Annotated in this window: 3 protein-coding genes; 1 reads left to right on the top strand and 2 read right to left on the bottom strand. The window is 73.4% G+C overall.

The annotated features are described in order from the left end of the window. Positions 1-19 precede the first annotated feature (19 nt). Positions 20-4,771 (bottom strand): type I polyketide synthase, encoded by a 4,752-nt coding sequence (locus ACGF12_RS07365; protein ID WP_393026826.1) that lies wholly within the window; start codon positions 4,769-4,771, stop codon positions 20-22. Then, positions 4,771-10,257, bottom strand: a complete 5,487-nt coding sequence (locus ACGF12_RS07370; protein WP_393026829.1) for an SDR family NAD(P)-dependent oxidoreductase — start codon at positions 10,255-10,257, stop codon at positions 4,771-4,773. Before ACGF12_RS07370 ends, ACGF12_RS07365 begins: the two co-directional genes overlap by 1 nt. A gap of 621 nt (positions 10,258-10,878) precedes the next feature. Between ACGF12_RS07370 and ACGF12_RS07375 the strand changes: the two genes are divergently transcribed. Next, on the top strand, positions 10,879-13,785 hold the full coding sequence (locus ACGF12_RS07375) for an ATP-binding protein (RefSeq protein ID WP_393026998.1): 2,907 nt from the start codon (positions 10,879-10,881) through the stop codon (positions 13,783-13,785). Positions 13,786-14,107 lie beyond the last annotated feature (322 nt).

Below are 14,107 nucleotides of genomic sequence, written 5' to 3' on the forward strand. Positions count from 1 at the left end.
GGCGGTCGTGCTCACGTCGTCACGCCGTGCCGAGCTCGTTGTCGATGAAGGCGAAGACGTCGTCAGCGGAGGCGTTCTCCAGCCGCCCCGCGACCGACTCGCCGCCGGCGGCGGACAGGGTCTCGGTCAGCCCGTTGAGCATCGCCTGCAGGCGGGCCGTGAACCGGCCCTGCTCGATCTCCTCGACCTTCAGCCCGCCGAACGCGGCCTCCAGCCGGTCGAGTTCGGCCAGCAGCACGTCGGCCGAGGAGCCGCTCTCGCCCTCGCCCAGCTCGGTGCCGAGGTGCTCGGCCAACGCGGCGGGCGTCGCGTAGTCGAAGATCAGCGTGGCCGGCAGGGCCACCCCGGCGGCGGTGCTGAGCCGGTTGCGCAGGTCCACCGAGGTCAGCGAGTCGAAGCCGAGGTCACGGAACGCGGTGCTGGGCTCGATCCCGCCGGCCGCGCCGTAGCCGAGCACGGTGGCGGCCTGGGTGCAGACCAGGTCCACCAGAGCGCGCTTGCGCTCGCCGCCGGTCAGGGCGGCCAGCTTCTGGGCGAAGCCGTCGGGGACCGCGTTGTCACCGCCGCCGGACGCCGCCAGGCCCTGGACCTCGGGCAGGTCGGCCAGCAGCGGGCTGGGCCGGGCGGCGCCGAAGGCGGGCGCGAACCGGGTCCAGTCCACGTCGGCCACGGTCAGCGTGGTCTCGCCGCTCTCCAGCGCCCGGCGCAGCGCGATCAGCGCCTGGTCGGGGTTCATCGCCGAGATGCCGAGGCTGCGGCCCGCGTCACGCACGGCGTCGTGGTCGGCCATGCCGCCGCCACCCCACAGGCCCCAGGCGATCGAGGAGGCCGCCAGGCCCTCGCCGCGCCGGTACTCGGCCAGCGCGTCCAGGAAGGCGTTGGCGGCCGCGTAGTTGGCCTGCCCGGCGCCGCCGACGGTGGCGGTGAGCGAGGAGAAGAGGATAAACGCCGACAGGTCCAGCTCCGCGGTGAGCTCGTGCAGGTTCAGGGCGGCCTGCGCCTTGGGCCGAAGCACCGTGGCGAAGCGCTCGGGGGTGAGCGCGTCCAGCACGCCGTCGTCCAGCACGCCGGCCAGGTGGATCACGGCGGTCAGCGGATGCTCGGCCGGGACGGTGGCCAGCAGCGCGGCCAGGCTCTCGCGGTCGGCCGCGTCGCAGGCCGCGAAGGTGACCTCGGTGCCGGTCGCGGCCAGCTCCTGCCGCAGTTCGGCGGCGCCGGGCGCCGCCTCACCGCGGCGGCTGGTGAGCAGCAGGTGCTCCGCACCCTGCTCGGCCAGCCAGCTCGCCACCCGGGCACCGACCGCGCCGGTGGCGCCGGTGACCAGCACCGTGCCGGTGGGCTGCCACGGGGTACCGGGCCGCGCCGGCGCGTGCTCCAGGCGGCGGGCGAACAGGCCGGACTCGCGCAGGACCAGCTGGTCCTCGTCGCCGTAGGCGGTGAGCGCGGTGGCGAGTCGGGCCAGGGTGAGCGGGCCGAGCTCGGCGGGCAGGTCGAGCAGACCGCCCCAGCGCCCGGGGTGCTCCAGCGCGGCCACCCGGCCCAGGCCCCAGACCTCGGCCTGGCTGAATCCGCTCGGGCGGGCCGAGGACTCGTGGGCCATCGCGTCCCGGGTGACGGCCCACAGCCCGGCCTCGATCCCGGCGTCGCCGAGTGCCTGGATCAGCGCGGCGGTCACGGCGGTCCGGGTGTCGAGCGCCAGCAGGGAGAGCACGCCGTCCACCGCACCGTGACCGTCGAGCAGTTCGGCCAGGGCGGTGCGCTGCTGCGCGGCAGTGGGCACGGCGAGCAGCTCGACCTGGTGGCCGCGCTCGCGCAGCGCGGTCAGCGCGGCCTCGACCCACGGGTCCTGGGCCAGGGCCTCGGAGACCACGGCCAGCCAGCGGAACACGGCGGCGCGGTCCTCGGAGCCGGGCAGCATCCGCCAGCCGACGCGGTAACGCCAGCCGTCCACGGTGGAGTTGGCCTGCCGCTGGTCGTACCAGGAGGCCAGCGCCGGAATCAGCGCGGCCACCGGGGCCTGGTCGTCCACGCCGAGGGTGGCGGCGACCGCGGCCACGTCCTGCTCCCGGACCAGCTCCCAGAACTCGCCGCCCTCGTCGCCGCCGCGGCCCGGGGCGGTGGCCGCCGTGATGGACGGGGCGTTCTCCCAGTGCCGGTCGCGCCGGAAGGGGTAGGTCGGCAGGTCCACGACGCGGGCGCCGGTGAACATCGCCGACCAGTCCGGGCTCAGGCCGCTGACGTGCAGTCGGCCGAGCGCCGTCAGCAGCGCCTTGGCCTCGCCCTGGTCGCGGCGCTGGGTGGCGACCACCTCGGCCACGATGTCCTGGGACATGCCGGTGAGCACCGAGTCGGGGCCCACCTCCAGCAGCCGGGTGACGCCCTCGGCGGCCAGGGTGCGCACACCGTCGTGGAACCGGACGACCTCGCGTACGTGGCGCACCCAGTAGTCGGGCGAGGTCAGCTCGTCGGCGAGCGATCCGGTCAGGTTGGAGACGACCGGCAGCTGCGGCTGGTGGAACTCCAGCTTGTCGAGCACGGCCCGGAAGGACTCCAGCATGTCGTCCATCCGGTGCGAGTGGAACGCGTGCGAGACCTTCAGCCTGGTGGTCTTCTCGAACCGGGCGGCAACCGCGAGCACCGCCTCCTCGTCGCCCGAGACGACCACCGCGCGCTCGCCGTTGACCGCGGCGAGGTCGGCGCCCTCGGTGAGCAGCGGGGCGACCTCGGCCTCGCCGGCCCGAATGGCGACCATCGCGCCGCCGGCGGGCAGCGCCTGCATCAGCCGGCCGCGCGCGGCGACCAGGGTGACGGCGTCGCTCAGCGAGAGCACACCGGCGACGTGGGCGGCGACCACCTCGCCGATCGAGTGCCCGCCGAGCAGGTCGGGGCGGATGCCCCAGGACTCCAGCAGGCGGTAGAGCGCGACCTCGAAGGCGAAGATGCCGGCCTGGGTGAAGACGGTCTGGTTCAGCAGCTCGGACTCGGTGTCCAGCACCACCTCACGCAGCGGCCGCTCCAGGTGCTGGTCGAACTCGGCGCAGATCTCGTCGAAGGCACGGGCGAACTCGGTGAAGCTCTCGATCAGTTCGCGTCCCATGCCGGGGCGCTGGGAGCCCTGACCGGAGAAGACCATGGCGAGCTTGCCGGGGCCGGCGGCGACCTGCGGCAGCTCCCGGCCCTCGGCCAGCGCGCGCAGCCCCTCCAGCAGTTCGGCGCGGTCGTGGCCGACCACCGCGGCGCGGTGGGTGAGCAGGGCGCGGGTGGTGGCCAGCGAGAAGCCGACGTCCAGCACGTCGAGGTCATCGGCCGCGGCGATCAGCCGGCTCGCCTGGTCCTTGATCGCCTCTGCGGTCTTGGCGGAGAGCACCCAGGGCACGGCCGGCAGGGCGGCGCGCGGCGCCCGCTCCGCCACCTCCTCGGCCGGGGCCTCCTCGAGGATGGTGTGCGCATTGGTGCCGCTGATCCCGAAGCCCGAGACGGCGGCGCGGCGCGGCTGACCGTAGGTCTGCCACGTCCGGGCCTTGGTCAGCAGCTCGACTTCGCCCGCCGACCAGTCCACTGCGGAGGTGCGGCGCTCGGAGTGCAGCGACTTGGGCAGCACCCCGTGGCGCATCGCCATGACCATCTTGATCACGCCTGCCACTCCGGCGGCGGCCTGTGGGTGGCCCATGTTGGACTTGATCGAGCCCAGCCACATCGGCCGGCCCTCGGGCCGGTTCTGCCCGTAGGCGGCGATGACCGCCTGGGCCTCGATCGGGTCGCCGAGCTTGGTGCCGGTGCCGTGCGCCTCCACCACGTCGATCTGGTTCGGCGACAACTGGGCGTCGGCCAGCGCCGACTGGATCACCCGGATCTGGGCCGGGCCGCTGGGCGCGGTCATGCCGTTGGAGGCGCCGTCCTGGTTGATCGCGCTGCCCCGGATCACGGCGAGCACCCGGTGCCCCTTGCGCCGGGCGTCCGAGAGCCGCTCCACCAGCAGCACACCCGCGCCCTCGGACCAGGCGGCGCCGTCCGCGTCCTCGGAGAAGGACTTGCAGCGCCCGTCGGCCGACAGCGCCCGCCGCTCGCTGAACTCGATGAACATCTCGGGGCTGGCCATCACCGCGGCACCGCCGACCAGGGCGAACTCGCACTCGCCGCGGCGCAGCGACTGGGTCGCCTGGTGCAGGGCCACCAGCGATGCGGAGCACGCGGTGTCCATGGTGACCGCGGGTCCCTCGAGGCCCAGCGTGTAGGCGATCCGGCCCGAGACGATGCTGCCGGAGATGGTGCCGCCCACGTAGTCGTGGTGCATCAGGCCGACGAAGACGCCGGTCGGGGTGCCCTTCATCGACTGCGGGTCGATCCCGGCCCGCTCGAAAGCCTCCCAGGAGGTCTCGAGCAGCATCCGCTGCTGCGGGTCGGTGCCGGGCGCGTCCTTGGGGCTGATGCCGAAGAACGCGGGGTCGCACTCGGCGGCGTCGTGCAGGAAGCCGCCCTGGCGCACGTAGCTCTTACCGGGCTTGCCGACCTCGGGGTCGTAGAGGTTCTCCACGTCCCACCCGCGGTCCACCGGGAAACCGGAGATCACGTCGGTGCCTTCGCTGACGATCCGCCAGAGGTCCTCGGGCGAGCGGATGCCGCCGGGGTAGCGGCAGGCCATCCCGATGATCGCGATCGGCTCGCGGTTGAGCTCCTCCAGCTCGCGCACCCGGCGGCGGGTGCGCTCCAGCTCGCTGGTGGCCCGCTTCAGGTAGTCGCGGAGCCTGTCGACGTTGGCCGGGTCTACCATCACTGGACTCCAGATTCGTTGTCGATCGTCGCGAAGAGTTCTTCGTCGGTGGCGGTGTCGAAGTCGTCCGGCGCCTCGCCGCCCGTGCTGTGGGTGTCACGCCAGGTCCGCAGCAGCGCTTCGAGGCGCGCGGTGATCCGGGCGTGTGAGCCGTCCTGGTCCGGCAGTGCGGTCAGCGCGACTTCGAGCCGGTCGACCTCGGCGACCATCAGCCGGGCCTGGTCGGCCGGGCCGGGGACGAGTTCGGCCTTGAGGTAGGCGGTCAGGACGGCCGGTGCCGGCTGGTCGAAGACCAGGGTGGCGGGCAGCGAGAGGCCGGTGGCCGCCCCGAGCAGGTTGCGCAGTTCGACCGCCGCCAGCGAGTCGAAGCCCATCTCCTGGAATGCCTTGTTCGGGTCGAGCGCCTGGGCCGAGGTGTGGCCGAGTACGGCGGCCACCCCGGTGAGCACCAACTCCAGCAGCAGGCGGTCGCGGTCGGCGTCCGGCAGCGGGGCGAGGCGCTCGCGCCATCCGCTCTGCGCATCGGCGCGGGAGGTGCCCGCGGCGCCGGCGGCGCGGCGCGAGGCGCCGCGGACCAGCCCGCGCAGCAGCGTCGGGACGCCGTCGGTCCTGGCCCGCACCGCGGCGACGTCCAGGCGCATCGGCACCACGAGGGCGTCCTCGGCGGCCAGGGCGGCGTCGAACAGCTCCAGGCCCTGGGCGGCGGGCAGCGGTGGCAGGCCCATCCGGTGCATCCGCTCCAGGTCGCCGGCGTCCACCTGGTCGGCCAGACCGCCGACCTCGGACCACAGGCCCCAGGCCATCGAGACGGCGGGCAGCCCGGCGGCCCTGCGGTGGGCCGCGAGGCCGTCCAGGAAGGCGTTGGCGGCCGCGTAGTTGGACTGGCCGCCACCGACCAGCAGGCCGGCGGTGGAGGAGAACAGCACGAAGGCGCTGAGCTCGCGGCCCTGCGTGAGTTCGTGCAGGTTCCAGGCGGCGTCCACCTTGGGCCGCAGCACCCGCTCGACCTGCTCGGGGCTGAGCGCGGCGAGCATCCCGTTGTCGACCACGCCGGCCGAGTGCACCACGGCGCCGACCTGGTAGCGGCCCAGCAGCTCCGCGAGTTGGCCGCGATCGGCCGCGTCGCAGCTCGCCAGCGCGACCTCGGCGCCGAGCCCTTCGAGCTCGGCCCGCAGCTCGGCCGCGCCGGGGGTGTCCGCGCCGCGCCGACTCGTCAGCAGCAGCCGCCGGACGCCGTGGGAGCCCGCGAGGTGACGGGCGATCAGCTGCCCCAGGCCGCCGAGGCCGCCGGTGATCAGCACGTACGCCTCGGGGTCGAAGTGCGGCGGCTGCGCCGGCTTCGCCCTGGCGAGCCTGGGCACCGACAGCTCGCCCTCGCGCACCGCGACCTCGGGCTCGCCGCAGGCCAGCGCGGCGGCCAGGCCCGCGGTGCCGTCGCTGTCCACCAGCAGGAAGCGACCGGGGTTCTCCGACTCGGCGGCCCGCACCAGTCCGGCCAGCGGCGCGTGGGCGAGCTCACCGGCCCGGATCACCACCGCCAACCGGGAGTGGTCGAAGCGCCGGTCGGCGAGGAAGGCCCCGAGGACGGCGAAGGTCTCGCCGACACTCCTGTGCACCGCCGCGGGCACCTCACCGGCGACCGTGGCCGCCGGCAGGACGATCAGGCTCGGCGCTGCCTCGATCGACGCCAGGTCCGGGTGGACCGGCACGCCGAGAGCGAGGTCGTCGGGGCCGCAGACCACGACGTCCGCGGGCAGGGCTTCGGCCGAGGTGGGGTCGAGCGGAACCTGCTCCAGGCGGAAGAGCGACTCCCCTGGTCCGGCGGCCAGTTGCCCCGCCGAGACCGGGCGGGCCACCAGCGTGCGGACGGTGGCCACCGGCGCGCCGGTGCCGTCCGCGACCGCCAGCGAGACTGCGTCCTGGCCGGCCTTGGCGACGTGCAGCCGCAACTCACCGGCCCCGCCGGCGTGCAGGGTGACCCCGCCCCAGCTGAACGGCAGCACCGCCTGGCCGTCACCCAGGTCGAGCAGGTTGACGTGCAGGGCCGTGTCCAACAGCGCCGGGTGCAGACCGAAGGCGGCGGCCGCGGCCCGGGCACGGTCGGGCAGGGCGGCCTCGGCGAACAGGTCCTCGCCGCGCCGCCACGCCGCGCGCAGTCCCTGGAACACCTCGCCGTAGCCGTAGCCGACCCCGATGAGCCTGGGATAGAGCTCGCCCAGCTCGATGGGTTCGGCCCCTTCGGGCGGCCAGACCCGCAGGTCGAACTGCGGCTCCTCGCCGGCGCCGGTGAGCAGTCCGGCGGCGTTCTGAATCCACGGCGCGTCCGGCGCGTCCGCGGGCCGGGAGTACACCGCGACCGTGCGCCGCCCGGCGTCCTCAGCGCCGACCGCGACCTGCACCGCCACCGCGCCCTGCTCCGGCAAGGTCAGCGGCGCCTGGAGCGTCAACTCCTCCAGCAGGGCGCAGCCGACCCGGTCGCCGGCCTGGACCGCCAGCTCCACCAGGGCCGTACCGGGCAGCAGCACCGTGCCGTGCACGGCGTGGTCGGCCAGCCAGGGCTGGGCGGAGCGGGAGAGCCTCCCGGTCAGCACCAGCCCGCCCGAGTCGGGCAGTTCGGTCGCCGCGGCCAGCAGCGGGTGCTCGACGGGGAGCTGACCGAGGCCGCTCGGGTCGCCGCCGGCGGCGGTGGCCTCCAGCCAGAGCCTGGTGCGCTGGAACGGGTAGAGCGGCAGGTCGACCCGGTTCGGGCGACGGCCTTCGAAGAGCGCGGCCCAGTCGACCGGCACGCCGTCGGCGTGCAACCGCCCCAGGCCGCCCAGCAGCTCCCGCGTCTCGGCTGAGTCGCGGCGCATGGTCGCGGCGGCTGCCAGGTCACCGTCGAGGCAGTCCTGCGCCATGGCGGTCAGCACCGCGTCCGGTCCCAGTTCCAGGAGCCTGCGCACGCCCAGGGCCCCGAGCGCGCACAGCGCCGGCTCGAACCGCACGGGCCGGCGGACGTGGTCGACCCAGTAGTCCGGCGAGCCGAGCTCCTCGGCGCCGGCCAGGGCGCCGGTCAGGGTGGAGACGATCGGGATGCCCGGCGCGCCGTAGGACTGCGCCTTGGCGACGAGGGCGAACTCGGCCTGCATCGGCTCCATCAGCGGGGAGTGGAAGGCGTGCGAGACGGTCAGGCGGGTGCTCTTCTCGAACCGGGCGGCGAGCGCCAGCACCGCCTCCTCCTCGCCCGAGACCACCACCGAGCGCGGCCCGTTGACCGCGGCCAGGCCCACCCGCTCGCAGAGCAGCGGCAGCACCTCGGCCTCGGCGGCCCGGATCGCCACCATCGCTCCACCCGCGGGCAGCCGGCTCATCAGGCCGCCGCGCGCCAGCACCATGGCGGCCGCGCCCTCCAGCGACAGCACGCCGGAGACGTGCGCGGCGGCCAGCTCGCCGACCGAGTGGCCGACCAGGTAGTCGGGGCGCACGCCCAGCGACTCCACCAGCCTGAAGAGCGCCACCTCGACGGCGAAGATCGCCGCCTGGGCGTAGTCGGTGCGGTTCAGCAGCTGCGGCTCCGCCTCGATCACCCGGGCGAGCGGAGTCTCCAACTCCGTATCCAGCAAGGCGGATACCTCGTCGAAGGCGGCCGCGAAGACCGGGAACGCCCGGTACAGCTCCCGCCCCATGCCAAGGCGCTGCGAGCCCTGCCCAGTGAAGAGGAACGCCAGCTTCCCGCTACCGACCACGGTGCCCGCAGCCAGGGCCAGGGCTGCCAGCAGCTCCTCGGTGGAGCTGCCGACGGCCACCGCTCGGTGCTCCCAGGAGGAGCGGGCGCAGGCCAGCGAGAAGGCCACCTCGGCCGGGTCCAGCTCGGGGCGGGCCTCGACCCAGGCGCGCAGGCGGCTTTTCTGCTCGGCGAGCGCCTCGGGGGTGCGTGCCGACAGGAGCCACGGCACGGCGTCCAGCCGGGGTGCGGGGGTCACCGCCGGGGCGTCGGCGCTCTGCGACTCGGCAACCTGCGCCTGGCTCTTCGCGGTCTCCGCCTCGCCCTGAGCCCCGGTCTGCGGCTCGGTCCGCGGCTCACTGTCCGCCTCGGTCTGCGGTTCGAGCGCCGGGGCCTGTTCGAGGACCACGTGCGCGTTGGTGCCGCTGATCCCGAACGAGGAGACCGCCGCTCGCCGGGGCCGTCCACTCTCGGGCCACTCCTGGGCCTCGGTCAGCAGCCGGACCTCGCCCGCCGTCCAGTCCACCTGGGTGGAGGGGCGGTCCACGTGCAGGGTCTTGGGCAGTTCGCCGTGCCGCATCGCCTGCACCATCTTGATCACCCCGGCCACGCCCGCGGCGGCCTGGGTGTGCCCGAGGTTGGACTTGATCGAGCCGAGCCACAGCGGCCGCCCCTCGGGCCGGTCCTGACCGTAGGCCGCGAGCAGGGCCTGCGCCTCGATCGGGTCGCCCAGCGCGGTACCGGTGCCGTGCGCCTCGACCACGTCGACGTCCGCCGGGGAGACGCCGGCGCTCGCCAACGCCTGCTTGATCACCCGCTGCTGGGAGGGGCCGTTGGGTGCGGTGAGCCTGCTGCTGGCTCCGTCGGAGTTGATCGCGGTGCCCTTGACCACGGCCAGCACCCGGTGGCCGAGCCGCTGGGCGTCGGAGAGCCGCTCGACCAGCAGCATGCCCGCGCCCTCGCCCCAGCCGGTGCCGTCGGCACCCTCGGCGAAGGCCTTGCAGCGGCCGTCGGGAGCCAGGCCGCGCTGACGGCTGAAGTCGATGAAGGTCTCGGGGGTGGACATCACGGTCACACCGCCGGCCAGCGCCAACGTGCACTCGCCCGACTGCAGCGCCTTGACCGCCCAGTGCAGTGCCACCAGCGAGGACGAGCAGGCCGTGTCGATGGTGACGGCGGGCCCTTCCAGGCCGAAGGTGTAGGCCACCCGGCCCGAGGCGACGCTGGCGGCACTGCCGTTGGCCAGATAGCCGTCGAGGTCGTCCGGCACCGAGAGCAGCCGGGTCGCGTAGTCGTTGTACATGACGCCGACGAAGACGCCGGTACGAGAGCCGCGCAGCGCCGCGGGGGCGATGCCGGCATCCTCGAAGGCCTCGTGGGAGATCTCGAGGAGCAGCCGCTGCTGCGGATCCATCGCCAGCGCCTCGCGCGGCGAGATGCCGAAGAAGTCCGGGTCGAAGTCGGCGGCGTCGTGCAGGAAGGCCCCGGTCCGGGCGTAGGTCTTGCCCGCCCGCGCGGGGTCGGGGTCGTACAGCGACTCGACGTCCCAGCCCCGGTCGGCCGGGAAGTCCGACACCGCGTCGGCGCCGGCGACCACCAGGTCCCACAGTTGCTCAGGCGTGGCGACCCCGCCGGGGTACCGGCAGGCCATCCCCACGATCGCGATCGGCTCGTGCGCGCGGTACTCCGACTCGCGCAGCCTGCGCCGCGTCTCGCGCAGATCCGAAGTGGTTCGCCTGAGATAGTCGAGCAGTCGGTCCTCGTTGTTCGCCAACGCAGTCATCCGATCGGGATCGAAGCCTTCGGAAACGCGGGATCCCGGCTCGTCGGTCCATGTCCCCGCCTTTGGGAGGCTAGGGATCAGGGGGTGTCGGGGTCACCCCCTACCGCCCCCTGGAGTGAACCGGCCCCCACTTTCCGAAGCATGTCGAATGCCGCGCCGATTGGCCCGCCGACATGGCGACCACCCCCATCGGACCCGCGCGGATCGCCACCGCCGACCATCCGGCGAGGTCGATGTTGACAACGTCGGCAAACCGAACATAACGTCAAGTCGGCTCTGGGGAACGGGAGGAGACCCCCTGAACAGCCACAAGTCCACGATCGGCCCGGAGTGTCCCGGCAAGCCGGCCCAACCCCGGAAGGTCTGGACCATCCCAAGACAACAGTGCCATCTCCGCCGCCCACGCCACGTGAAACGCTGACGGGGGCGGGCAATTCAAATGATGACATGCATACGACCTTTTGCTGTAGAGAAGATTTCACTTCCGCGTTTCCAGGGCTTGTCGTCGCGCAGCGAAGATAATGCCCCCGGGGATCCGTGAGGGTGGGCGGCCCCGGTAAAGTCTTTTGCGGATTCAATCCAAGAATGATGGCCACGGGGGAGGCCATCACGGGGGAGGTCATGGTGCGCCTATTCGAGCGCCATCGAGAGCTTGAGACCCTACGCGACGCGTTCGCCGAGTGCGTCGCCGGAGCAGGGCAGCTTGTCATCGTCACCGGCGGCCCGGGGGTCGGGAAGACCGAGCTGCTCCACGAGTTCGCGAACGCCGCGGGCAGGACCGGCGCCCGGCTGCTGACCACCGTCGGCTGCCTTCAGAAGCGGGCCCAGCCGATGAGCGCCATCCGCGAACTCCTGCACAGCGGCGAGCTCCCGACGGATGTTCTGGAAGACTCGTTACAGCCTGATACCGAAGTCAACTTAGCGTCAGGTGCCCGATACCGGACGGCATCGGGTCGACTGGACCACGGCGGCACACAATACGCCCCGGAAACCCTCCCCCAAGCCGTGTCCACATCAATCTTGGAGTTGGCCAGAGAACGGCCTCTGGTCATCCTCATCGACGACGCCCATCTCCTGGACACCCAGTCCCTTCAGACCCTGCTGTACCTCCTGCGGCGGATCAGGAACAAGCGGATCACGGTGGTCTGTGCCGGCTGGGAGCAGTGCGCGCTGCCGAACCCGCTCATCCACGACGGCCTCAGCCGCCAACCACACCGCCGGGTCCGGCTGGCGCCGCTGTCCGAGCAGGGCGTGGCCCGGATGCTCGCCGCCCAGGCCGACCGGCCACTGCCCGCCGAGATCAGCGCCACCTACCACCAGGTGACCGGCGGAAACCCCATGCTGGTGCACGCCCTGCTGGACGACGGCACCCAGTTCGGCACCGAACTCGGTGAGCCCGTCCCGAGCATCGCCTACCGGCAAGCGGTGCTGGCCTTCCTCTACCGGGGCGAGCCCAGACACCTCTCCGTCGCCAGGGCGCTGGCCGCGCTCGGCGAGCACGCCAGCGCCCGGACCGCCGCGCTGCTGCTGTCGACCAGCCCCGACGCGGTGCAGGTCGTGGTCGACGTGCTGGGCTCCACCGGCCTGCTCGACGGGTACCGCTTCCGCCTGCCCGTCGCCGCCAACGCGGTGTTGAGCGACCTCGACCCCGGCGAGCGCTCCCGGCTGCACGGCGCGATCGCCCGACTGCTCTATCTGGACGGGGCGCCCGCTTCCGTGGTGACCAACCACCTCATGGCCGCGGGCCAGGTCGACGAGCCCTGGGGCTTGTCGGTGCTGCGGCTGGCCTCCGAGCAGGCGCTGGCCGCGGACGACGTCGAACAGTCCACCGGCTACCTGCGCCTGGCCCTGCGCGAGTCCGCGGACGAGCAGGAACGGCACACCCTCTCCACCGCGCTGGCGCGGGCGGAGTGGCAGGTGAACCCGGCCGCCGTGACCCCGCATCTCAATCCGCTCCACCGGCACGTGCTGGGCGAGGACCTGGACGCGCGGGACGCGGCCACCGTGGTGCGGCACATGCTCTGGCAGGGCGAGACCGGCCTCGCCGACGAGGCCGTGACCTCGCTGGCCGCCTCGCTCGCCCCGGGCGACGCCCACGTGCTGGCCGAGGTGGAGTTCGTCCGGCACTGCTTCTACGGCGTGCCCCGGGTCAGCCACGGCGGTGACCTCGCCAAGATAGCCACCCTGGAACGGGCCACCACGGGCAAGGTGAACACCCTGTGGGCCACGGTGGCCCTGCTGGTCGGTGGAGACGTCAGCGCCGCGTCGGTGGCGCAGGTGGCCGAGGCCCTGCAGAGCGACCAGGTCAGCGACCTGAAACTGGAACTGACGGTCATCTCTCTGCTGGTCATCGCCTTCACCGGCCAGGTCCAGACCGCGATCGAGGTCTGCGAGGCGCTGCTGAGCGACTCCGTGCGGCGCGGGTGGACGACCTGGCGGGCGCTGCTGCTCAGCGTCCGAGCCGAGATCGCCCTGCTGCAGGGCGATCCGGGCACCGCGGAGGCCAAGGCCACCGAGGCGCTCGATCTGCTGCACTCCCAGGCCTGGGGTGTCCTGATCGGCCTGCCGCTGTCGACGGCGATCTCCGCCAACACGGCCATGGGCCGGCACGAGACCACGGCGCAGCTGCTGCGGCGCAAGGTGCCGGACAGCATGTTCGACACCGGCTTCGGCGTCCAGTACCTGCGCGCCCGGGGACACCACTACCTGTCCACCGACCGGCCGTTCGCGGCGCTGAACGACTTCGAGACCTGCGGGCACCTGATGCGCGACCGCAACCCCGCCCTGCAGCCGCTGATCCCCTGGCGCACCGACCTCGCCCAGGCCAACCTGCGGATCGGCAAAACCCGGGTCGCCAAGGAGCTGGCGGAGGAGCAGGTCGGGCAGCGCCACCCACTGGGCACCCGCTCGCGGGCGATCGCCCTGCGGGTACTGGCCGGCACCAGCCAGCCGCGGCATCGCACCGCGCTGCTGCGCGAGTCGATCGACCTGCTGCAGGCCTGCGGCGACCGGCTGGAACTCGCGCTGGCCTTCGCCGACCTGTCCGCCACCCACTACGAGCTGGGCGACTACGCCAGAGCCCGCCTGGTGGCGCGTCAAGCCGCCCAGGAGGCCGGCGACGGCGAGCCGCAGGCGGCGGCGGACGGCGCGGTGCCGCAGAACGAGCCGGTGCCCGCCGACTCCCCTGCCACCCCCTCGCCCGCCGCCGGCCCCGCTGCCAGCCCGGTTGCCGACTACGCCTCGCTGCTCAGCGACGCGGAGAGCCGGGTCGCCGTCCTTGCTGCGCTCGGATACACCAACCGTGAGATCAGCGGCCGCATCCATGTGACGGTCAGTACGGTCGAACAGCACCTCACCCGCGTGTACCGGAAGTTGAACGTCGCCAGCCGCACCGAACTGCCGTCCAAGCTCCTGGAACGGCAGATCCCCGCGCTGCCCGAGCACCCGTCCGCCACCGATCGCCGTCCTCGTCAGCGCACCGTGGCCACCAAGGAACTCCCGGTGCTCTGGCGCCGGTTGGCGCTGTAAGGCCTGCTGGAAGGCCTGCTGCCCGGCGCCGAAGCCGCCGCGTCCGAACCGCCCCGCGGGCAGTCGGCGGCGGCTTTGGCGTTGGTGCATCGGGAGGGCTCCCTTCGGGCATCGGGACGGGCCAGGGGTTCTGAGCTGCTCGTGCTGAGGCGGGCGGGCCGGGAAGGCGGTGCCGGTGATGCCAGCGGCACCGCCTTGCGGCTTCTGGGGGGGGGGGGCCGCGCCGGGCCCCCCCGGCGCCCCCCCCCCCCCCCCCATAAGACAAGTAGCACCAGAGGCTGATAAGTGCGGTAGTCGATGGTGGGCGGGGGGGGGTCCACAA

Source organism: Kitasatospora sp. NPDC048296 (genome assembly GCF_043201815.1).
In the GTDB taxonomy this organism is placed as follows: Bacteria; Actinomycetota; Actinomycetes; order Streptomycetales; family Streptomycetaceae; genus Kitasatospora.

Bases quoted from the DNA above. Each gene is read 5' to 3' on its own strand.
- ACGF12_RS07365 (WP_393026826.1), bottom strand. From the start codon at position 4,771: ATGGTAGACCCGGCCAACGTCGACAGGCTCCGCGACTACCTGAAGCGG.
- ACGF12_RS07370 (WP_393026829.1), bottom strand. From the start codon at position 10,257: ATGACTGCGTTGGCGAACAACGAGGACCGACTGCTCGACTATCTCAGG.
- ACGF12_RS07375 (WP_393026998.1), top strand. From the start codon at position 10,879: ATGGTGCGCCTATTCGAGCGCCATCGAGAGCTTGAGACCCTACGCGAC.